General features: G+C 67.9%; 18 protein-coding genes. 5 read left to right on the forward strand and 13 right to left on the reverse strand.

Going from position 1 to position 21,636, the window contains the following annotated elements; all coding sequences use genetic code 11:
- Nucleotides 1–324: 324 nt before the first annotated feature.
- Nucleotides 325–759: an NADH:ubiquinone oxidoreductase subunit NDUFA12 gene (locus PKD06_RS06470; RefSeq protein ID WP_324378763.1), complete on the forward strand. Its 435-nt coding sequence runs from the start codon at nucleotides 325–327 to the stop codon at nucleotides 757–759.
- A 141-nt stretch (nucleotides 760–900) separates the two neighbouring features.
- Nucleotides 901–1,545, forward strand: coding sequence for a DUF2155 domain-containing protein (locus tag PKD06_RS06475; RefSeq protein WP_324378765.1), 645 nt, complete (start codon nucleotides 901–903; stop codon nucleotides 1,543–1,545).
- Here PKD06_RS06475 and aat read toward each other — a convergent pair.
- The 10 genes from aat to cyoA all read right to left on the reverse strand — a co-directional run bounded on the left by aat (nucleotide 1,529) and on the right by cyoA (nucleotide 10,881).
- Nucleotides 1,529–2,200, reverse strand: a complete 672-nt coding sequence (gene aat / locus PKD06_RS06480; protein ID WP_324378767.1) for a leucyl/phenylalanyl-tRNA--protein transferase — start codon at nucleotides 2,198–2,200, stop codon at nucleotides 1,529–1,531. The two genes, PKD06_RS06475 and aat, sit on opposite strands and share 17 nt — an antisense overlap.
- Before the next feature lie 29 nt (nucleotides 2,201–2,229).
- Nucleotides 2,230–3,582: an acetyl-CoA carboxylase biotin carboxylase subunit gene (accC, locus tag PKD06_RS06485; protein ID WP_324378769.1), complete on the reverse strand. Its 1,353-nt coding sequence runs from the start codon at nucleotides 3,580–3,582 to the stop codon at nucleotides 2,230–2,232.
- Nucleotides 3,583–3,595: 13 nt separating this feature from the next.
- Entirely contained in the window at nucleotides 3,596–4,093 is a 498-nt protein-coding gene (gene accB / locus PKD06_RS06490) for an acetyl-CoA carboxylase biotin carboxyl carrier protein (protein WP_324378771.1), read from the reverse strand.
- A gap of 11 nt (nucleotides 4,094–4,104) precedes the next feature.
- On the reverse strand, nucleotides 4,105–4,881 hold the full coding sequence (locus tag PKD06_RS06495; RefSeq protein ID WP_324378773.1) for a DsbA family protein: 777 nt from the start codon (nucleotides 4,879–4,881) through the stop codon (nucleotides 4,105–4,107).
- A 174-nt stretch (nucleotides 4,882–5,055) separates the two neighbouring features.
- Complete coding sequence (locus PKD06_RS06500; RefSeq protein ID WP_324378775.1) at nucleotides 5,056–5,700, reverse strand: DedA family protein; 645 nt, start codon at nucleotides 5,698–5,700, stop codon at nucleotides 5,056–5,058.
- 85 nt (nucleotides 5,701–5,785) lie between these two features.
- Entirely contained in the window at nucleotides 5,786–6,571 is a 786-nt protein-coding gene (locus PKD06_RS06505; RefSeq protein ID WP_324378777.1) for an SURF1 family protein, read from the reverse strand.
- A complete protein-coding gene (gene cyoD, locus PKD06_RS06510) occupies nucleotides 6,568–6,981 on the reverse strand; it encodes a cytochrome o ubiquinol oxidase subunit IV (protein ID WP_324378779.1) in 414 nt (137 codons plus the stop codon). The genes PKD06_RS06505 and cyoD overlap by 4 nt, the downstream gene beginning before the upstream one ends.
- On the reverse strand, nucleotides 6,978–7,703 hold the full coding sequence (locus PKD06_RS06515; protein WP_324378781.1) for a cytochrome (ubi)quinol oxidase subunit III: 726 nt from the start codon (nucleotides 7,701–7,703) through the stop codon (nucleotides 6,978–6,980). The genes cyoD and PKD06_RS06515 overlap by 4 nt, the downstream gene beginning before the upstream one ends.
- A gap of 4 nt (nucleotides 7,704–7,707) precedes the next feature.
- Nucleotides 7,708–9,708 carry a cytochrome o ubiquinol oxidase subunit I gene (cyoB, locus tag PKD06_RS06520; RefSeq protein WP_324378783.1) on the reverse strand — a complete coding sequence of 667 codons (2,001 nt, stop codon included), beginning with the start codon at nucleotides 9,706–9,708 and terminating at the stop codon, nucleotides 7,708–7,710.
- Nucleotides 9,709–9,768: 60 nt separating this feature from the next.
- Nucleotides 9,769–10,881, reverse strand: a complete 1,113-nt coding sequence (gene cyoA, locus PKD06_RS06525) for a ubiquinol oxidase subunit II (protein WP_324378784.1) — start codon at nucleotides 10,879–10,881, stop codon at nucleotides 9,769–9,771.
- A gap of 139 nt (nucleotides 10,882–11,020) precedes the next feature.
- Between cyoA and PKD06_RS06530 the strand changes: the two genes are divergently transcribed.
- Nucleotides 11,021–12,394 carry an MFS transporter gene (locus PKD06_RS06530; protein ID WP_324378786.1) on the forward strand — a complete coding sequence of 458 codons (1,374 nt, stop codon included), beginning with the start codon at nucleotides 11,021–11,023 and terminating at the stop codon, nucleotides 12,392–12,394.
- Nucleotides 12,395–12,454: 60 nt separating this feature from the next.
- Here the strand turns inward: PKD06_RS06530 and PKD06_RS06535 are convergent, their stop codons facing one another.
- Entirely contained in the window at nucleotides 12,455–13,039 is a 585-nt protein-coding gene (locus PKD06_RS06535) for a PRC-barrel domain-containing protein (RefSeq protein WP_324378788.1), read from the reverse strand.
- A 329-nt stretch (nucleotides 13,040–13,368) separates the two neighbouring features.
- A complete protein-coding gene (locus PKD06_RS06540) occupies nucleotides 13,369–14,511 on the reverse strand; it encodes a hypothetical protein (RefSeq protein ID WP_324378796.1) in 1,143 nt (380 codons plus the stop codon).
- A 120-nt stretch (nucleotides 14,512–14,631) separates the two neighbouring features.
- Between PKD06_RS06540 and PKD06_RS06545 the strand changes: the two genes are divergently transcribed.
- Nucleotides 14,632–15,213: an NnrU family protein gene (locus tag PKD06_RS06545; RefSeq protein WP_324378790.1), complete on the forward strand. Its 582-nt coding sequence runs from the start codon at nucleotides 14,632–14,634 to the stop codon at nucleotides 15,211–15,213.
- Nucleotides 15,214–15,496: 283 nt separating this feature from the next.
- Nucleotides 15,497–19,258: a glycosyltransferase gene (locus PKD06_RS06550; RefSeq protein WP_324378792.1), complete on the forward strand. Its 3,762-nt coding sequence runs from the start codon at nucleotides 15,497–15,499 to the stop codon at nucleotides 19,256–19,258.
- A 30-nt stretch (nucleotides 19,259–19,288) separates the two neighbouring features.
- On the opposite strand, the gene PKD06_RS06555 is transcribed toward PKD06_RS06550, so the two are convergent.
- Nucleotides 19,289–21,622, reverse strand: a complete 2,334-nt coding sequence (locus PKD06_RS06555) for a glycogen/starch/alpha-glucan phosphorylase (RefSeq protein WP_324378798.1) — start codon at nucleotides 21,620–21,622, stop codon at nucleotides 19,289–19,291.
- Between the last annotated feature and the right edge of the window lie 14 nt (nucleotides 21,623–21,636).

Here is a 21,636-nt window from a genome sequence, read left to right on the forward strand (position 1 = left end):
CAGCGGAATTCGACGCTAGTGCGAGTCTCGCCTCACCGTCAATCATGGGTCGGACCACTACGTGTTGCGTGGTGCGGCCGTTCCGCACACTAGATATGGTGGGGTGGCGGTTCCTAAAAAAGGGTTGCCGAAGCGGATCAAAGGCTTGTCCGGCCATGGACGAAATCGCCGGAAGCCCGATTTCGCTGTGCGCGGCTGTGGATGACGGGGATGGCGGCGCGAGGAGAATGCGAGCGTTGCGCGGATGCATCGGAGCGTTCGGCGCTGGACACGGGGCGCCGCTCGGCCTAACCGGAGGTTTCGGCGCGAGCGTTCGGCGACGGCATGAAACTCATCGACTTCCTCACCCGCACCTTCACCTGGTGGAACGGCCAGACCTGGGGAACCTATTGGTTCACCCGCCGGCACGGCGAGAGGGTCGGCGAGGACGAGTTCGGCAACGTCTACTACAAGGGGCTCGCCCGCCACATCGACCCTTCGGCGGGGCCCGAGCTTCGCTGGGTGATCTATAGCGGCACGGTCGAGATGTCGAACGTGCCGCCCTCCTGGCGGGCCTGGCTCGCCCATACCCACGACATCCCGCCCTCCGAGGAGAACTACACGCCTCGCGAATGGGAATTGCCGCATCTTCCCAACATGACCGGCACGCCCGAGGCGTATCGCCCGCCGGGTTCCACCAAGGCGACAGGCCGCCGGCCGCCGGCCACGGGCGATTACGTCGCCTGGTCCCCGGACGAGGCGGCGAATCGAGCCGGCTGACCGGAGCGCCGCTCCCGGCAGCGCAAGGCAGCCTTACTTTCGTCCAGAGCGCATGAGATGGGACGGCTCGGAAGGCCAGCCGCGCCGGAATCGCGCGGCGCAAGAGCGTGCCGGACGGCGCGCCGAGGGATTGAGCCGAGAATGCAGACGAGAGCCATCAAGGCGGTGACGGGGATCGCGGCCGGATTCCTGGTCGCGGGAGGTGTCCTCCTCGCCCTCGCCCCGGCCCGGGCGGACAAGATCAAGAATCCGACCGCCGTGTTCAACGGCCTCGACAAGATCACCGGCCGCATCATCGCCTTCGACGTCGCCGTCGACGAGACGGTGCAGTTCGGCGCGCTCCAGATCACCCCGCGCGTCTGCTATTCGCGTCCGCCGACCGAGGCGCCGCAGACCGATGGCTTCGTCGAGGTCGACGAGGTGACGCTCGACAACAAGTATCGCCGCATCTTCTCGGGCTGGATGTTCGCGGCGAGCCCGGGCCTGCACGGCGTCGAGCATCCCATCTATGACGTCTGGCTGACCGATTGTAAGGGCGGCACGGCCGTCATCGCCGACGCCAAGGAAAAGGACGACGCCCCGCCCACGGCCGAGGCGAAGCCCGAGAAGCGCCAGCAGCGCCAGGCCAAGCGCACCAATTCCGCCGGGCAGATCGACGTCGAAGGCCCGCGCGGCCGCGAGGTGCAGCCGCGCCAGGCCAGCCGGCGCTATTATCCGACCAACGAGGGCGCGACGGCCTCTCCCCCGAGCCCGCCCGGCTACGGCGGCTTCAACCCGGCGCGCTGAGCGCGTCCAGCGCCTCGCGGCCGGAGACGGCCTCGCCCCTCGGCCAGGACCACCATTGCGCCTCGGCGGCGACGGCCTCGGCGAGGATCGGCAGGTAGTCGGCGCGCGCCAGCTCGACCGCGCCGAGCGTTTCGAGGTGATCGGTCACGAATTGCGCGTCGAGCAGCCGGAAGCGGCCGCGGCGCAGGCGCGCGGCGAGATGCACGAAGGCGATCTTCGAAGCGTCGCGCGCGCGATGGAACATCGATTCGCCGAAGAAGGCCGCGCCGAGCCGCACGCCGTAGAGCCCGCCGACCAGTCGCCCCTCCTGCCACGCCTCGACCGTGTGGCAATGGCCGGCCTCGAACAGCGCGCCGTAGATCTGCCGGATGCGGCCGCTGATCCAGGTCCGCTCGCGACCCTCCATCGGCTCGGCGCAACCGGCGAGGACGGCGTCGAAATCGTGGTCGATCCTGATCTCGAACGGATCCTGACGCACCGTCCGCGCGAGCCGGCGGGGAATATGGATCTCGTCGAGCGGGAAGATTCCCCGCTGCTCCGGCTCGACCCAGAAAAGGCCGGGATCGTCCGCATCCTGGGCCATGGGGAAGAGGCCCGCGGCATAGGCCCGCAGCAGGATCTCGGGCGTGATCTCGGCGCGTTGCGGGCCGGCCATGCTCGGGCGTCCTCAGCGCCGGGCGCGACTCACGCCACGACTCCCTCCCTGGCCAGGAAATGCTCCAGCCAATGGATGTCGTACTGGCCGTTCTGGATATCCGGGTTGCGCACCAGCGTGCGGAAGAGCGGCAGCGTGGTCTCGATCCCGTCGACGACGAATTCGTCGAGCGCGCGGCGCAGGCGCATCAGGCATTCGTTGCGGTTGCGCCCGTGCACGATGAGCTTGCCGACCAGCGAATCATAATGGGGCGGGATGCGATAGCCCTGGTAGGCGGCCGAATCGACCCGCACGCCCAAGCCGCCCGGCGGATGGAAGTAGGTGATCTGGCCGGGCGAGGGCCGGAAGGTGGTCGGATGCTCGGCATTGATGCGGCATTCGATGGCATGGCCCGAGAGCCTGACCTCGCTCTGGGTGACCGAGAGCCGGCCCCCGGCCGCGACCCGGATCTGCTCGTTGACGATGTCGATGCCGGTGATCATCTCCGTCACCGGATGCTCCACCTGCACGCGGGTGTTCATCTCGATGAAGTAGAAGCGGCCGTCCTCATAGAGGAACTCGACCGTGCCCGCGCCGGCATAGCGCAATTCCTGCATCGCCCGGGCCACGGTGCCGCCGATCTTCGCACGTTCCTCCTCGTTGAGGGCGGGGGAGGGGCCTTCTTCCCAGACCTTCTGGTGCCGGCGCTGGAGCGAGCAGTCGCGCTCGCCGAGATGGATGGCCCCGCCCTGGCCGTCGCCGAGGACCTGGATCTCGATATGGCGCGGCTTCTCGAGATATTTCTCGAGATAGACCGCATCGTCCCCGAAGGCGGCGAGCGCCTCGGCCTTGGCGGTGGCGAGGGCATCGGGGAGACTCTCGGCGGTGCGAGCGACCTTCATGCCGCGTCCGCCGCCGCCGGCGGCCGCCTTGATGAGGACGGGAAAGCCGATCTCGGCCGCGACGCGCGCGGCCTCGGCATCGTCGGAAATGCCGCCTTCCGAGCCCGGCACGCAGGGAATGCCGAGGCGGCGCGCCGTCTTCTTGGCCTCGATCTTGTCGCCCATCATGCGGATATGCTCCGCCTTCGGGCCGATGAAGGCGATGCCGTGATGCTCGAGAACCTCGGCGAATCGCGCATTCTCCGACAGGAAGCCGTAGCCGGGATGGACGGCGTCGGCCCCGGTGATCTCGCAGGCGGCGATCAGGGCCGGGATGTTGAGGTAGCTTTCGCGGGCGGGCGGGGGGCCGATGCAGACGCTCTCGTCGGCGAGGCGGACATGCATGGCGTCCGAATCGGCGGTCGAATGGACCGCGACGGTCGCGATGCCGAGTTCCTTGCAGGCCCGCAGGATGCGGAGGGCGATCTCGCCGCGATTGGCGATCAGGATCTTGTCGAACACGCGCACCGCCCGCCTACTCGATCACCACGAGCGGCTCTCCGTATTCGACCGGCTGTCCGTCCTCGACATAGATGGCGGTCACGGTGCCGGCCCGCGCGGCCACGATGTCGTTGAAGGTCTTCATCGCCTCGATGAGCATGAGCTTGTCGCCCACGGCGACCTTGGAGCCGATCTCGATGAAGGGCTTCGCGCCCGGCGCCGGGCGCAGATAGGCCGTGCCCACCATGGGCGAGGTCATGGCGTCGGGGTGCTTGGCGTCGGCAGCCCTGGCCTCCGCGTGGGGGGCGGCCGGCGCCATCGGGGCGATCGCGGCCGGCGCGGCAACGGGCGCCGCGACGACGGAGATCGTGCGCGCGACGCGGATGCGCAAGTCGCCCTTCTCGACCTCGATCTCGGTCAGATCCGTATCGGAGATGAGGTTCGCAAGCTCGCGCACGAGCTCGGGATCGAAGGGACGGTTGCCCGACGACTTGCCCTTGGACGAGGAGGACTCGGCCGTCTGACGGCTCATGGCTCGATTGCTCAACAGTTTGCGTTCCCGCATTTGCGGGCCGTCTCGATCGCCTGCCGCAGGGGCTCGATGCCGACGGCTCCTGAAATCACTTCGTTGCCGACGACATAGGCGGGCGTCCCCGTCATGCCGAGGCGCTCGGCGAGCCTCATATTGGCGGCGACGGTCGCGCGGATCTCGGCATTCTCCAGGTCGCGCTGGAGGCGTGGCATGTCGAGGCCCATGGACTTGGCCAGCGCCAAAGCCTGCTCGCCCCCGACGCGCCCGCGGCTCTCCAGGAGCCGCGAATGGTATTCGAACGCCTTCTCCCCGGAGAGCTGCGCCTTCGCGGCGATGGCGATCTTCGAGGCTTCGACCGAATCCGGCCCGAGCACGGGCAGGTCGCGCAGCACGACGCGAAGCTTCGGATCGGCCTTCATCAGGCCGCGCAGGTCGGAGAGCGCGCGTTTGCAGTAGCCGCAATTGTAGTCGAAGAACTCGACCAGGGTGGTGTCGCCCTGGGGATTGCCGACGACGACCCCGTGCTTCGCCGACACGACCTCGTCGCGCACCTCGGCGAGGGCGTCGGCCTGCGCCTTGCGCTGCGCATCGGCCTGGCGCTTCTCCAGTTCCCCGATGGCCTCCTGAAGCACTTCCGGGTTCTTCAGGAGATAGTCCTTGATGATGCCTTCGATGGCCGTGCGCTGGTCGGGCGTGAAGGCGGTCTGCGCGCCCGCGGGCGCGAGGGCGGCGGCGGACAGCATCGCCGACAGGAGGAGCGGCCGGACACGGCGGAGGAAGGACGGCATGAGGAAGCTTTCGAAAGCCCTCGGGCTCGCGCGGGCGGGAGCCTGACGGGATGCGAGGTATCGTCGCGACGTGGCGAGGTCAATCGCACCGACGCATGCGGGCGACCGGATGACACGCCCACCCGGCGAAACCATGGCGAAATGTTTGCCGGGAGAGAGGGCCCGGCAGGGAATCTAGCGGACGAGGGGCCCCGGAAGGGCCGCCTCGGCGGCCACGAGGAGGCGCGCCTCGTGCCGTCGCATGAAGCGCCACAGGGCCACGCTGCCGAAGATTACCAGGGCGAGGAGCGTGAGGCCGATGGGGCCGACGACATGCTCGATCGAGCGCCCGCACAGATAGGCGCCGAAGCCCATCAGCGAGGCCCAGGCGATGCCTCCGACCGCGTTGAAGAACATGAAGCGGCGGCTGTCCAGGCGGTTCACGCCGGCCAGGACCGCCGCATAGGCCCGCAGCATGGCGGTGAAGCGGCCGAAGAAGACGATCTTCCCGCCATGCTTCTGGAAGAGATACTGGCCGAGCTTGAGGCGCCCGTGGTCGAGCCCGATCTTGTGGCCGTAGCGCACGAGGAGCGGCAGCCCGAAGCAGCGCCCCGCCCAATAGCCGATATTGTCGCCGAGGATCGCCGCGACCATTGCGGCCCCGACGATCAGCCGAATGTCGAGTTGGCCGGTCGAGCCGGCATAGACGGCGGTGGACAGGAGGATCGTCTCTCCCGGAAGAGGAAGTCCTGCGCTTTCCAGCAGGATCACGCCGAAAATGGCGAAGTAGCCGTAATGGGCGATGAGATCGGTGATCTGGAAATTGGAGAGAATGGCCACGGATGTTCCTTCGATCGCCCGTGGCATGCTACCAGCCCAGGAACGTGGCTCGATCAAGGCACCGGGGGCGGCGCGGAGCATCGTCTCACGGAGATGTGTGCTTTCCGCCACGGGACGCGGCTTCCTGGCGGATGAGATAGGCGAGGGCGCCCGTCGCCATCAGCGCCAGCGCGAACCAGGTCAGCGCATAGACGAGATGCGTGTTGCGGAAGGCGAGCACCGTGAGCCCGCCGACGGGCCATCCGCCGGGATTGGGCGTCGCGTCGGCGTCCACGAAATAGGGCGCCACGCGGTCGAGGCCGCGCGCGGCCGCGATCGCCGCGATGTCGCGCGAATACCAGCGATCGGCCGCCGGGTCGTTCCTGCGCAGGAAGGCGCCGCCCGGTTCGCTCAGGCGCGCGAGCCCGGTCACATGGATGGTCCCACCGACATTGCCGGCGGCGCGGCTCGCCGCGTCGCGTCGCTCGGGCGGCACGAAGCCCCGGTTGACGAGGACGGTGAAGCCGCCCTCCGTCTCGAGCGGCGTCAGCACCCAGAAGCCGGGCCCGTATTCGGTCACGGCCTGGACGAAGGTCTCGAGGTCGTGCCGAAAGCGCCCCGATGCGCTCACCCGGCGATATTCCAACCCGGCGAGGGCGGGGCCGGTCCAGTCGGAGGGGGGCGGGAGCGCGGCGGGAGGCGCGGTGCTGCGCGTTTCGACGCGCGCGATCAGGTCGAGCTTCCAGGCCCGCCGCTCGAGCTGCCAGATTCCAAGCCCGAAACAGGTGACGGCGGCGGTCGCGGCGAGGAGGCCGATGACGATCGCCTGCCGCCGCGTCCGCACCGCGTCCGCGGCGGGGGGATCGCGATCCCCCCTTCCGGCCTCGCTCACGGCATGGTGCGCATGTCGTGCATGGTGTGGGGCGGCATCATGTTGTCGTTGAGATGGTACATCACCCACAGGGATCCCGAGAGGCAGATGACCACGACGATGATGGTGAAGATGAAGGCGAGCATCGTCCAGCCGCCTTCGGATCTCGTATTCATGTGCAGGAAATAGACCGCGTGGACCACGATCTGGACCACGGCGAAGGCCATGACCGTGAGGGCCGTGGCGACCGAGCTGCCGAGCACGTTGCCCATGACCAGCCAGAAGGGAATGGCGGTCAGGATGACGGAGAGGACGAACCCGGTGACGTAGTCGCGCAGCGTGCCGTGCCCGGTCGCGTCGTGATGATGATGGGCTTCCCCGTGGCCGTGGCCGGCTTCGGCATGCGGCGTTTCGGCTGCGGCTCCGCTCATGGCAGCACACCCATCAGGTAGACGAAGGTGAAGACGCCGATCCAGACGACGTCGAGGAAGTGCCAGAACATGCTGAGGCACAGCAGCCGGCGCCGGTTCTCGGGAATCAGGCCCCGCCTCTTCACCTGGACCATCAGCGTCACGAGCCAGATCAGGCCGAAGGTGACGTGCGTCCCGTGCGTGCCGACGAGCGCGTAGAAGGCGGACAGGAAGGCGCTGCGCTGCGGCGTCGCGCCCTCGTGGATGAGATGGGAGAACTCGTAGAGCTCGATGGCGATGAAGGCCGCGCCGAAGAGGCCGGTCACGACGAGCCACACCTGCATCCGCCCGGCATCGCCGAAGACGCGGGAGATGGTCTGCTCCACCTTCGCCGCATTGGCCGCGCCCTGGAACTTGGCGAGGAAGCGCCGGCCGTGCGTCGCCCCGGCATCGTGGCCGTTCATGGCCAGCATGGCGAAGCCGTAGGTGATGGAGGAGAAGAGCAGCATCGCCGTGTTGAGGGCGACGAGCCGCAGGTCGAACAGGTCGGCGCCGGAGGGCCCGGCGGCGAAGGAGCGGCCCAGGACTCCGTAGGTCGCGAAGAGGATGGCGAAGACGAGGCAGTCGCTCATCAGGTACATCCAGAAGCCGAGCATGGTCGAGCCTTCGTGGTGCCCGTGCTCTTCCTGGACGTAAAAGACGTTCCGGTCGTATCCGCTCAGCGCGGTCGCATGATCGCTCATGATGTCACGCCTGCCCGAGCAGCTGCGAGCGCTGCTCTTCGGTTCGGACGACCTCGTCGGCCGGGATGTGGAAATCGCGATCGTAGTCGAAGGTGTGGAAGATCGCCGTGGCGATCACCGCCGCGAAGGACAAGGCCGCGAGCCACCAGATGTACCAGATCAGCGCGAAGCCGCAGACGGTGGAGAGGCCGGCCAGGACCACACCGGCCCACGTGTTCCTGGGCATGTGGATGGGCCGGAACCCGCCCATCGGCCGCCGGTAGCCCCGCTTCTTCATGTCCGCCCAGGCATCGAGCTCGTGCACGACCGGCGTGAAGGCGAAGTTGTAGTCCGGGGGGGGCGAGGAGGTGGACCATTCGAGCGTGCGCCCGCCCCACGGATCCCCCGTCACGTCGCGAAGCTCCTCGCGCCGCAGGTAGCTGACCACGAGCTGGATCAGGAAGCAGCCGATGCCGGCGGCGATCAGGAGCGCGCCGAGGGCCGCGATCACGAACCAGATCTGGAGCGAGGTGTCCTCGAACCGGTTCAGGCGGCGCGTGATCCCCATCAGGCCGAGCACGTAGAGCGGCGTGAAGGCGACCCAGAACCCCGAGACCCAGAGGATGCAGGACCATTTCCCCCAGAACGGGTCCAGCTTGTAGCCGAAGGCCTTGGGGAACCAGAAGGTGATGGCGGCGAAGATGCCGAACACGACACCGCCGATGATCACGTTGTGGAAATGGGCGATCAGGAACAGGCTGTTGTGCAGGATGAAGTCGGCCGGCGGCACGGCCAGCATGACGCCCGTCATGCCGCCGATCGCGAAGGTCAGCATGAAGGACACCGTCCACATCATCGGCACCTCGAACTGGATGCGGCCCCGATACATCGTGAACAGCCAGTTGAAGATCTTGGCCCCGGTCGGGATCGAGATGACCATGGTGGCGATCCCGAAGAACGAGTTCACGCTCGCGCCGGCCCCCATCGTGAAGAAGTGATGCAGCCAGACGAGGTAGGACAGGATCGTGATGCAGACCGTCGCATAGACCATCGAGGCGTAGCCGAAGAGCCGCTTGCCGCAGAAGGTCGAGACGATCTCGGAATACACGCCGAAAACCGGCAGGACCAGGATGTAGACCTCCGGGTGGCCCCAGATCCAGATCAGGTTCACGTACATCATCGGGTTGCCGCCGAGGTCGTTCGTGAAGAAGTTCGTGCCGACATAGCGGTCGAGGGTCAGGAGCGCGAGCGTGGCGGCGAGGACCGGGAAGGTCGCCACGATCAGGACGTTCGTGCAGAGCGAGGTCCAGGTGAAGACGGGCAGGCGCATCATCGTCATGCCGGGGCAGCGCATCTTCACGATCGTCGCGATGAGGTTGATGCCGGAGAGCGTGGTCCCGACGCCCGCGATCTGAAGCGCCCAGAGATAGTAGTCCATCCCGACGCCCGGACTATAGGCCGCCCCCGAGAGCGGCGGATAGGCGAGCCAGCCGGTGCGGGCGAACTCGCCCACGAACAGCGACGCCATGATCAGGACCGCGCCGCCGACCGTCATCCAGAAGCTGAAATTGTTCAGGAAGGGAAAGGCCACGTCCCGCGCGCCGATCTGCAGGGGCACCACGTAGTTCATGAGGCCCGTGACGAACGGCATCGCCACGAAGAAGATCATGATGACGCCGTGGGCGGTGAAGATCTGGTCGTAATGGTGGGAAGGAAGAAAGCCCTCGTTGGCGCCGAAGGCGACCGATTGCTGGGCCCGCATCAGCAGCGCGTCGGAGAAGCCGCGCAGCAGCATGATGAGGCCGAGGATCATGTACATGATCCCGATCTTCTTGTGGTCGACGCTGGTGATCCAGTTCGTCCACAGGTAGCCCCACAGCTTGAGACGCGTGAGGAGGGCGACGAGGGCGATCCCGCCGACCGCCACGCCGAGGAACGTCACGATCAGGATGGGCTCGTGGTAGGGAATCGCATCGAGCGTGAGGCGGCCGAAGATCAGATGTTGAAGGGTGGAGCCTGAGGACATTCTGAGTCTCGTCGATCTTGTGTTTGCGCGGCCTGCCGGCCCCCGCCGTTCTGTGCTCGGTCAGATCCCGGACTTGGCCGGGGCGGGGCCGCCATGGCCCTGGTGCCCCCCGTTCGCCCCGGGAGCGGGGGCGGCGGGCGTCTCGTGTCCCGCCCCGTGGCCGGGGACGTCGCGCACCCGGTCGTAGCGCAGGCGCTCCCGGTTCTCCCGGCTATGGACGCCCGCGCCCCCCTTGGCGTCGATTCGCATCATCTCATCCACGCACATCTGGCCGGGGGCCGTGCACATGTTGACGATCGCATTGAAGAGCCCCTTCTCGACGGTGGAGAAATACCGCACGGGATCGGCCTCGCTCGGCTTCGCGATTTCCGTGTAGACGGCGCGGTCGAGCCCGGTGCCCTGGCTCTTCGCCTTGGCGACCCACTTGTCGAAGTCGCTGTCCTCGAGGCCGTGGAAGGTGAAGGTCATGCGCGCGAAGCCCGCGCCGCTGTAATTGGCCGAGAAGCCCTTATAGGCGCCCGGCTCGTTGATGACGGCGTGAAGCTGCGTCTGCATGGCCGGCATCGCGTAGATCTGCCCCGCCAGGGCCGGGACGTAGAACGAGTTCATCACGTGCGACGCCGTGATTCGGAAGGAGATCGGCCGGTCGACGGGCGCGGCCATCTCGTTCAGCGAGGCGATGCCGAGCTCGGGATAGATGAACAGCCATTTCCAGTCGAGCGCGACGACCTCGACCTGGAGCGGTTCGGTGAGCTGGGGAATGTGCCGATTCGTGTCGATTCGCCCGAGCGGCCGGAACGGATCGAGAAGATGGGTGCTGAGCCAGGTGATGGCTCCAATGGCGATGATGATGAGGAGCGGCGCGGTCCAGATCGCCACTTCGAGAGGCAGGGAGTGATTCCATTCCGGCGCGTATTCGGCCTCGGAAGCCTGGTTGGTGGCCCTGTAGCGCCAGGCGACGTAGACGATCAGCGCCATCACCGGCACGACGATCATGAGCATCAGCGCCGTCGAGACGAGCATCAGGTTGCGCTGCTGAAGGGCCACGTCCCCCGAGGGAGAGAGCAGCACGGCCTGGCAGCCGCCCAGCAGCGCGAGGAGCGGCAGGAGCAGGAGGGCCGAGGCGCGCCGCGCGAAGAGCGCGGGCCGCGCCGGCTTCCGGGGCAACGTCATCTTCGTCCGATGCAAAACCAACGGATGCCCCCCTCCCGAACCGCGGCGTTTGACGCGCCGGCCGTTCGCATCCTAATCCAGTCGGAACGCGCGGCGCTAGACATTCCGAACGCCGTCTCGCACCAGCAGGGAAACGGTCATGAGCACCGCAGCAGCTGCCGACCCCAACAGCGCGGCGATCGGACCCGGCGCGAGGGCCGCTTCCGACGATCACCACCACCACAAGGTCGAGCCGAGCGAGATCGCGCTCGGGGTGATCATCGGCCGGACGTCGGAATTCTTCGATTTCTTCGTCTTCGGCATCGGCTGCGTGCTGGTGTTCCCGACGCTGGTCTTTCCCTTCGTGGACCGGGTGACCGGCACCCTCTACGCGTTCATGGTCTTCGCGCTCGCCTTCGTCGTCAGGCCGCTCGGCTCCGTGATCTTCATGGCGGTCGACCGGCGGCACGGCCGCGTCGCCAAGCTGACCATCGCGTTGTTCCTGCTGGGATTATGCACGGCTTCCGTCGCTTTCCTTCCCGGCTATGCGACCATCGGCCACTGGTCCGCCTTCATCCTCATCCTGTGCCGGGTCGGACAGGGGCTCGCGCTCGGCGGCGCCTGGGACGGGCTCTCCTCGCTCCTCGCCCTGAACGCGCCGCCGAATCGGCGCGGTTGGTACGCGATGCTGCCGCAGCTCGGCGCGCCCCTCGGCTTCATCCTGGCGGCGAGCCTCTTCGCCTTCTTCCTCGATTCACTCACCGCGGAGGATTTCCAGAGCTGGGGCTGGCGCTACCCGTTCTTCGTGGCCATGACGATCAACGTCGTGGCCCTCTTCGCGCGGCTGCGCATCGTCGCGACGCCCGAATTCGCCGATCTCTTCGAGAGCCGCGACCTCCAGGCGGTGCCGATCTCGGAGGTGCTGCGGTCCAGCGGCCGCGACGTCCTGATCGGCGCTTTCGTGCCGCTCGCGAGCTACGCGCTCTTCCACCTCGTCACGATCTTTCCGGTGAGCTGGATCAACCTGTTCACCCGCCGCTCGGTCGCCGAGTTCCTGATGGTGCAGGTGGCCGGCGCCATCGTGGGGGGCGGCTCGATGATGACCTCCGGCCTGATCGCCGATCTGATCGGGCGCAAGACCCTCCTGGCCATCACCGCGGCGCTGATCGGCGTGTTCAGCCTGTGCAGCATCGCCGCGCCGCTCGTCTTCGGCGACAGCCTCGCGGGGCAGACCATCTATGTCGTCGTCGGCTTCGGCCTCCTCGGCCTCTCCTACGGGCAGGCCGCGGGCGCCGTCGCCTCCAATTTCGAGGCCGGCTATCGCTATACCGGCTCGGCCGTGACCTCCGACCTGGCATGGCTCATCGGGGCGGGCTTCGCTCCCCTCGTCGCGCTGACGGTTTCGAGCCGCCTCGGCCTCGCCTGGGTCGGCGTCTATCTCCTCTCGGGAGCCATCTGCACCCTGCTCGCGCTGGCCATCAACCGCAGGACGCTCGAAACGCGCGCGGCGAACATCGAATCGGGATCCCTGTAGCCGGCAGAGAATCGAGTGAGCCTCGGCGCCGGGGCGCCGAGGCTTGTTGGCCGATTGCCGCTAGCGGCTGGTCGAGCCGGTATCCGCCACGTATCGGAAGGCGGGGGCCTCCTTCAACTCGGCCTTGGACAATCGGACCACCCCGTGATCCGGGTAGCCGTTATAGGCGGCCTGCTCGGCCGGGCCGCGGGTCGGCGGCATGCCGGCAGGGCCGGTTCCCATCGGGTTGGCGGGACGTGTCGTGCTTCCCGTCGTGGACGGCCGATCGGCCCCGGCCGTGCGGCTGGGGGCCGCTTCGTTCGACCAGGTGACGGCCGACCAGGGCAGGGCGACGTTTTTCTGGCCGATTCCCAGGAAGCCGCCGACGCCGATCACGACGGCCTTCGCGTTCCCGCGTGCATCGAGCAGGATTTCGCTCACATCCCCGATCTTCTCGCCTTCGCTGCCATAGACGGCGAGGCCCACGAATTTCGACGCCTTGAATTCGTCCATGCCCTGCATCTTTACGAACCGCTCGGACGGCACAGTCCGTTCGGCCGGAGTCATGCCCGGCGCGGGCGATGACGGGGCCGTGGTCTGCGCGCTTGCCGAGCCTGCCGCGAGGCAGGAAGCGAGGAGAAGGGTGGTCAGCGTCGGTCTGTTCATCAGTATGCCTCCATGATTGAGCGAGAACATGGGCAGCCAACGAACAAAAACCCGGATCGTTCATGTCGCGTCTGGTATTTCCGGCCCGACGCGTGGCTTGAAGACGGTTCGCGATCGCCGGATAGATCTCACGAAAGCTTGTGTGTCCTCCCAAGATATAGGATTTTTTGCCTTCAAAGCAGCCGTATCGTTCGAATATGTACTGTCCTATCCTGTACGGACGTCCGAAGTTGGCCCGCATGTCCGCCTTGGAAGCATGGCTGAAACGTCGTCCGTCCTTGCTTCCGCTTGCGTCGCCGGGCGCGGGTTCGGGGAGGGCGGGCCAGTCGTCAGAGGACCTTGATCGCCAGCCGGCGGCGCAGCAGCTCCCGGTCCGAGGTCACGCGGCAGCCCTCGACCGCGAGGCGCGTGAAGTACAGATCGGCCGTGTCGCCGATATCGTCGAAGTTCCGGCCGCGGGCGTTGCGGTCGATGATCGAGGGATAGTTGACGAGGCTTCCGCCCGCCCCGCAGGGATCGTCGTAGAGGGTCGCGCCGGCGAGCAGGAGCCGCGGCTCGTCCCAATGCAGAAGGTCGCGCGAGGCGGTGGTGTAGAAGCCCGATTGCGGGAAGAGGCGCCCATCCGCCCTGGCCTGGAAGACGGCGATCCAGGCGCCGCTGGCCCGGTGGCGGACCACCGCCCCGACCGGGGCCGGAAAGGGGGCGAGGACCTGGCAGGGCTTCGGCTTCGGCGCGTCCCGATAGGGATCGCCGAAGCGGATGGAAAAGGCCCGGCCGTCGAAGGCCAGCCAGCTCTCCGGCCTGTCGGGGGTGTCGGTGCGGAAGAGGCAGGGGCCGCCGGGCTGGCCCGCCCAGCCCGTGCTCGAGGTCATCATGTAGCGGTGGCGGCCCTCGCCGAAGATGTTGGAGGGGTTGAAGAAGCCGCGATGGCGGCCCTGCCCCACCTCCTGCCGGAAGGGGGGAGCCGCGACGACGGCTGGCGGCGAATCGCGCTGGAAGCTTCGCCCCCCATCCGCGGACCGGGCCGCGACGACCGTGTTGTACCAGCAGGCGAGGTAGTCCCGATGCGTGCAGCGGCCCGGATGGGTGTTCGCCCGGTATTCGTGATGGAGGAGTGCCTCGACGCGCCTGCCGTCCTCGGTCCAGGTTGCCGTGATCCAGCTCGCATCGTCGTAGCGGGCGGGGTCGGGATCGCCCCGCGAGGCGAGGGGCGGCGTGCAATCCAGGGCGAGGCGGTCGAAATCGGGCCCGCGCAGGGCGCGGTTCTTCATATGCATCGCGAAGAGGACCACATGACCCTCGGCATCGCGGAAGGCGCGCGCATTGGCGTCGGGGACGTCGTCGCCGTCGCAGGCGCCGCGCGCAGGGGAATAGACGGTCTCGGGAGCCCCGACGATCGTCACGGCGACCAGGGGCGGGGGCGCGGCCGCCGCGGGCGCGGCGCTCGCCGCGGCCGCGGGCCATCCGAGCACGGCGAGGGCGGCGAGGAGGCCGGTCGGGGGGGGCAACGGGCGTGGAACTTCCCTGCGGCGGCGAATTCTCCCTCCTGCTTCTACCCGGTGTAGCTTGCCGGGACATTTCGGAGATTCGCGATGCCTTTCCTGATCGCGGGGCTGGCGCTGTTCCTCGGCGTGCACCTGCTCACGACGCGCCGCGCGGCGCGCGCCGCACTGATCGAGCGCCTGGGGCCGCTGCCCTACAAGGGCGCCTATTCCCTTCTCGCCCTGCTCGGCCTCGTTCTGATCGCCCATGGCTTCGGCGTCTATCGGCGCGAGGGCCCGATCGAGATCTGGAACCCGCCGCTCTGGACGCGCCATCTCGCGCTGCTGCTCGTCTGGGCGTCCTTCATCTGCCTTCCGGCGGCGTATCTGCCGGGCCATATTCGGCGCGTGCTGAAGCATCCGATGCTCGTGGCGGTGAAGCTGTGGGCGACGGCTCATCTCCTGGCCAATGGCGATCTCGGCTCGATCCTGCTCTTCGGCGGCTTCCTCGCCTGGGCGGTGATCGCGCGGATCAGCCTCAAGCGGCGCGCGGAGACGGCAGAGGCGACGGCTGTTCCCCCCAGCGCCTGGGCGGATGCGGTCGCGCTCGTCCTCGGCACGCTCGCCTGGTACGTCTTCGCGCGCTGGCTGCACCCGCTCCTGATCGGCGTGCCGGTCTGGCCTGGAACGTAGGGCATGCCGTCGCCGGGGTGGCGAAATTCTTGAACCTGCGGCTCAACGTCGATATGTCTCGTCGATTGCACCGATGGTGCCCTTGGGATTTATGGCGGAAAAATCGACGATGTGGCGCAATCTATTCTTTCTCAAGAAGAATAGAAAATCAAAGCAAAGATTTCTTCGAAATAAAAAGATCATAGAAGCGTCGGGATTTTTTGATGCTGACTGGTACGTTCGCGCCTACCCGGATGCGATCGGGTTCCCGGGCGGGCCGCTTGCCCATTTTCTTGAAGTCGGGGTGGCGGAGGGCCGGGCGGCGGGCCCGCGTTTCGACACCCGCGCCTACCTGAACGCCAACCCGGATGTTGCGGCATCCGGGTTCAATCCCCTGGTGCACTATATCGAGCTCGGCCTCGGCGAGGGACGAACCTTCGCCCCCGATCCGCGGCCGAGCGCGAGGCCCGGCAAGGCGGAGCCCGTGAGCTTCAGCCTGATCTGCGCCGATGGAGACCCAGCCGATCTGCGCGCAACCTTCCGCAGCCTCGCCGTCCAGTCCGGCGTTTTCTTCGAGCTGGTCCTGGGCCCGGCCGGCGCCGCCGCGGCCGACACCGTCGAGGGACTGAAGCGCCGCGTCACAAGCGAGGCTGGTTCGGACATCCGGATCGTCGCGGTGGCGCAAAATGCATTTCTCGCAGCCGCCATCGCTGCGGCGAGGAAGGATTTCATCGTCCTCCTCGACGCGGGCGATGTCGTCGAGGAGGATGCGCTCGCGAGGCTGTCGGGATTCATCCTCGATCGGGCCTGCGACGTCGCTTATGGCGACGAGCGTCAGGTCTGCAAGCCGTCCGGCGGCAAGGCGGTGCTCAAGCCCGGCTGGTCGCCGGATCTTCTCACGGCCTATAATTATTTCGGCCGGCTCACGGCGATCCGCCGGAGCGTCGCGCTCGGGGCGCTCCCCTCGGCTGCGGCGGGGGCCGCGGCGGAATGGGATCTGAATTTGCGCGTCGCCGAGCGCACGCGGGCGATCGCGCACCTGCCCGAGATCCTGTGCCGGCGCGCCGGCGAAGATGCGCGGGACCGCAGGCTCCCCGAGGGCGATGCCCGGCACCATGTCGAGGTTCTCGAAGCCTGCTGGCGCCGGCGCGGCCGGGAGGCCCGCGTCACCCGCGCGCCGGACGGGACCTTCCGGGCGAGCTGGGCGCTCCCCGAGCGCCCGCTCGTTTCCGTCATCATCCCGAACAAGGACCGTTCTCATCTGCTGCGCGTCTGCGCCGACGGTCTCTATCACAAGACAGCCTACGACAATTTCGAGTTGATCATCGTCGATAACGGCTCGGCCGAGCCGGAAACGCTCGAGCTTTACGACGAGCTTCGGGAAAAGGCGGCTCGGATCGTGCCGTTCGACGAGGCTTTCAACTATTCGCGCGCCTGCAATCTCGGCGCCGCCGAAGCCCGCGGCGAGTTCCTGTTGTTCCTGAACAACGATATCGAGGTGATCCAGCCGGATTGGCTCGACGAGCTGGTCCGGCAGGCGAGCGAGCCCGGAATCGGCGTGGTCGGCGCGAAGCTGCTCTACCCGGACGGCGGGATTCAGCATGCGGGGGTCGTGCTGGGCCTGTTCACGCTCGCCGCCCACGTGTTCCATCGTGCGCCCGAAAATCACTGGGGGCCGATCGGCACGCCGAATACCACGCGCAATTGCATCGCCGTGACGGGGGCCTGCCAGCTCATGCGGCGCGAGAGGTTCGATCTCGTCGGGGGCTACGACGAGCGCTTTCGGATTTCGTACAGCGACGTCGCGCTGTGCATGGATATCGCCCGGGCGGGCTTCCGAACGGTCTATGTGCCCTCTGCCGTGCTCGTGCATCACGAAGGCGCTTCGCGCGGATATACCAATCCCTCGAGCGACCAGATCCTTTTCGCGAGGCATATCCGCTCCTGTGGCCTGGCCGCCGACCCGTTCTTCCATCCGGGCCTCGATACCGGGAGCTTCGTGCCGGTTCTGCGCAAGGCTCCCGCGGCCGGCGGTGGCCCGACCCCGATCCAGGTCGACGTGGATCGGCTCGCGGGACAGGCCGGCGGAGCGCTCGACATCTTCGATGACGGTGCCGTGGCAACGGCCGCCGGGATCCCGTGGAGCGAGGTGAACTGGCCCTTCGATCCGCTTGACATGGAACCCGGCCTCCGGGCGGGGGCGCGGATCGTGCTGGAATTCATCCGGCGGCGTCGGGACCTTCGCGCGCTCTTCCCGACCGCCTTGCGGGACGGAGCGCAGGGCGGCTTCGCCCTCTGGGTCAAGACCGAGGGGCTGCGCCTGCTCGGCCTCCCGCCGGAGCATCGCGCCTGGATCGACGCGGCTTTCGAGGCCGATCTCGGCGCGTCCGCCCGCCAAATCCTGGTCTTCGACCGCTCGCTGCGGCAGGAGGTGCCGCTGTTCCTGCTGCCGGGCGGCGCCGGGGAGGCTTGCCGGGTCCTGTTCGCGGCGCTCGGTGGCGAGGCCGTCACGCTGGAGAGCGTCTGGTGGTTTCTCGTCGCGAATGCGCAGGACGCCCAGGCCGCCCTCTGCGAGACCTGGGCCATGACCCCGTCCTGGCAGGAGGCTGTGCCGGACGGGGGGACGGTCTTCGGCGTCGCGAAGCTGGCCGAGTGGGTGGCGGAGACCCATGGCTGCTCCGATGACGGCATCTTCGCCCAGACGTATCCGACGATCATGAGCGATGCGGACCAGATCCGCGTCGCCTATGCCGCGCGCCCGGATTGGCGCGCACGCTTTCCCGGAGCCATGGAGGATGAGGATTCGGCGCAGGCGCTGCTGGATCACCTCGCCTCGCGTGCCTGCGATCTGCATTTCCTGCCCCGCTCCTGGCTGTCGGAGCGCCTCGACCGCGGCCTGGCGCGCGAGATCGTCCAGCCGGGCGTGAATATCCTGGGACATTTCGCCTGCCTGTCCGGCCTGCGCAGTTCCAGCGAGAGCATCGCGAAGGGCCTCGCCCTGAACGGCGTCGCGTGCAGCCTGCGCGACGTTCCGGTCTCGCTGCCGACAGACCAGGCGATCGGCCATCGCTTCCAGGGGCTGGAAGTCCATGACACCACGATTATCCACGTCCAGCCGGAGCCGCTTTTCCTGCGGGCCTTTCCCCTCGCCGGATTGCGGCCGCGGAAGGAGGCGACCTACCGGATCGGCTACTGGTACGGGGAGTTCGACGAGATCCCGGCCTCCTGGGACCGCATGGCCCTTCAATGCGACGAGCTATGGGCCCCGACGGAATTCGTCGCGAGCCGCCTGAGGAAGCGCTGCCGCCAGCCGGTGCACGTCATGCGGCCGGGCATCGAGATCGAGCCCTTCGAGCCGTTGCCGCGCTCCGCCTTCGGCCTCGGTGACGAGTTCGTGTTCGTCTTCGCGTTTCCCATGACGAGCGGGATGGAGCGCAAGAATCCGCTCGGCCTGATCGAGGCGTTCAAGAAGGCCTTCGCCGGGGAGGCGCGCGCCCGGCTCGTCGTCAAGACCTCGTTCGGGGAGGAGCATCCGGCCTCGCTCGCGCTGCTGGAGGCGGCCGCCGAGGGCGCGAACGTCACGGTCATCGATGGGACGTTTTCGCGCCGGGAGACGCTGAGCCTGATCGCGGCCGGCGATGCCTATGTCTCCCTGCACCGCGGCGAGGGCCTGGGCTTCACGATGGCCGAGGCCATGCTGCTCGGGCGGCCCGTCGTCGCCACGCGATTCTCGGGCAATCTCGACTTCATGGACGACGACAACAGCCTGCTGGTCGATTGCCGGCTGGTCCCGCCGCAAGACGGCATCCCGTCTTTCGAGGCGGGATTGCATTGGGCCGAGCCCTCGGTCGCGCATGCCGCCCGGCAGATGCGCAGGCTGTTCGACGATCCCGCCTTCGCGCGCGAATTGGGCGGGAGAGCGAGGCGCGATCTGGAGCGCCGGTTTGGCTACAGGGCGGCCGGCGAGGCCATGGCCCGGCGCCTCGCGGAAATCGCGAGGCTGCGGGGGCCGAGGAAGACGCGGCCCGATCCGGGCGCAGCCACCGGCGGCGGGGCGGCGGACTGATAGGCAGCCCGAACCGCCGGCGACGTCCTCTCACTCCACGGGCATGCGCCAGATATCCTGGGCATATTCCCGGATCGTCCGGTCGGACGAGAACCAGGCCATGCCTGCCGTGTTGGCGATGCTGCGGCGCCACCAGGCGGCTTGGTCGGCCCAGAGCGCGTCGAGCCCGCGCTGGGCCTCCCAATAGGCGTCGAAATCGTCGGTCACCATGAAGGCGTCGTCGTCGGAAAGGCCGTCCACGAGGGCGGCGTAGCGGCCTTTCTCGTCCGGCGAGACGCCCCCCGACCGGATGAGATGGAGCGCGGAAGCGAGGCGGGGCGAGCGGGCGATGGCGGCGCGGCCGTGGTCGGGATCGGAGCGGCGTATCGCCACTTCCGGCGCCGTCAGGCCGAAGATCGTGATGTTGTCAGGCCCCACATGCTCGCGGATCTCGACATTGGCCCCGTCGAGCGTGCCGATGGTGAGCGCGCCGTTCAGCGCGAATTTCATGTTGCCGGTGCCCGAGGCTTCCATGCCGGCGGTCGAGATCTGCTCGGAGAGGTCGGCGGCCGGGACGATCCGCTCGGCGAGGCTGACATTGTAGTTCGGCAGGAAGACGAGCTTCAGCCGCCCGCGCATCGACGGGTCCTCCTCGATCCGGCGGCCGAGGTCGTGGGCGAGGCGGATGATCAGCTTGGCTTTGTGATAGCTCGGCGCCGCCTTGCCGGCCATGATCTTGACGCGCGGCGTCCAGTTCCGGTGCGGCTCGGCGCGGATCGCCTCGTAGAGCGCGGCGGTCTCGACGAGGTTGAGAAGCTGGCGCTTGTATTCGTGGATCCGCTTGACCTGGACGTCGAAGATCGCGGACGGATCGACGCGGGTGCCTGCCCGCTCCTCGATCAGCCGCGCGAGCGCGATCTTGTTGCGCGCCCTCGCCGCCCGGAGGCGCTCGCGCAGGGCGGGGTCGCCCTCATGGGCCGCGAGGCCCGCGAGCAGGCCCGGATCGTCGAGAATTCCGGGGCCGAGGACGTCGACCAGGATCGCGGTCAGGCCGGGATTCGCCTGCTGGAGCCAGCGGCGGAAGGTGATGCCGTTGGTCTTGTTGACGATCCGGCCGGGATGGAGCGACGCCAGATCCCGGAAGACCGTCTCGCGCATGAGGTCCGTATGCAGCGCGGAGACGCCGTTCACCTTGTGCGAGCCGAGGAAGGCGAGGTGGCCCATCCGCACGCGGCGGCCGCTCGTCTCGTCGATCAGCGAGACGCTTCGGATGAAATCCTCCGTCCGCGGCCCTTCCAGGCTTTGGAGGCTGTGCCAGTTGATCAGGTAGATGATCTGCATGTGGCGCGGCAGGAGCCGCTCCATCAGCTCGACCGGCCAGGTCTCCAGGGCCTCGGGCAGGAGGGTGTGGTTGGTGTAGCTCAGGGTCTCGCGGGTGACCGTCCAGGCTTGCTCCCAGCCGATGCCCTTTTCGTCGACGAGGAGGCGCATCAATTCGGCGACGGCGAGGGCGGGATGGGTGTCGTTGAGCTGGACCGCCGCATGCTCGTGCAGCTTGCCGGGGTCGGGGTGGCGCCGCATCAGGTCCCGGAGCGAGGCCGAGGTGAAGAAGTATTCCTGCCGCAGGCGCAGCTCGCGCCCCGCCGGACTTTCGTCCGAAGGATAGAGGACGCGGGAAATGGCCTCGGCGCGGGCCCGCCCGGCCGTGGCGCCGACATGGTCGCCCCGGTTGAACGCGTCGAGATCGAGCGGGGAGGGCGCGCGGGCCGACCAGAGCCGCAGCGTGTTCACGCGCCGGCCGCGCCAGCCCACGACCGGGGTGTCGTAGGGGACGGCCGTCACCGTCTCGGCCGGGTGCCAGACGTGGCGGACGGCTCCGTCTTCCTCTGTCACCTCCTCGACATGGCCGCCGAATCCCACCGGGCAGGAGAGGTCGGGCCGCTCGAATTCCCAAGGGTTGCCGAAGGCGAGCCAATCCTCCGGGACCTCGTGCTGGACGCCCTCCGCGAGAACCTGCCGGAAGATGCCGTAATCGTAGCGGATGCCGTAGCCGTGGGCCGGCAGGCCGAGCGAGGCCATGGACTCCATGAAGCAGGCGGCCAGCCGCCCCAGCCCGCCGTTGCCGAGCGCCGCATCCGGCTCCAGCCCGGCGATCAGGTCGAGATCGACGCCTAGCGAGGCGAGCGCGGCGCGCATCGTCTCCATCACGCCGAGGTTGGAAAAGGCGTCGCGCATCAGCCGGCCGATGAGGAACTCCAGCGACAGGTAGTAGACGCGCTTTTCCTTTTCCTCGTAGGCTTCCTTGGTCGCCTTGATCCATTGGTCGATGATGCGGTCGCGCACCACCTCGATAGAGGCGGTCAGCCAGTCGTACGGCGTGGCCACGGTGGCGTCCTTGC

Source organism: Enterovirga sp. (assembly GCF_035325185.1).
GTDB lineage: Bacteria > Pseudomonadota > Alphaproteobacteria > Rhizobiales > Beijerinckiaceae > Enterovirga.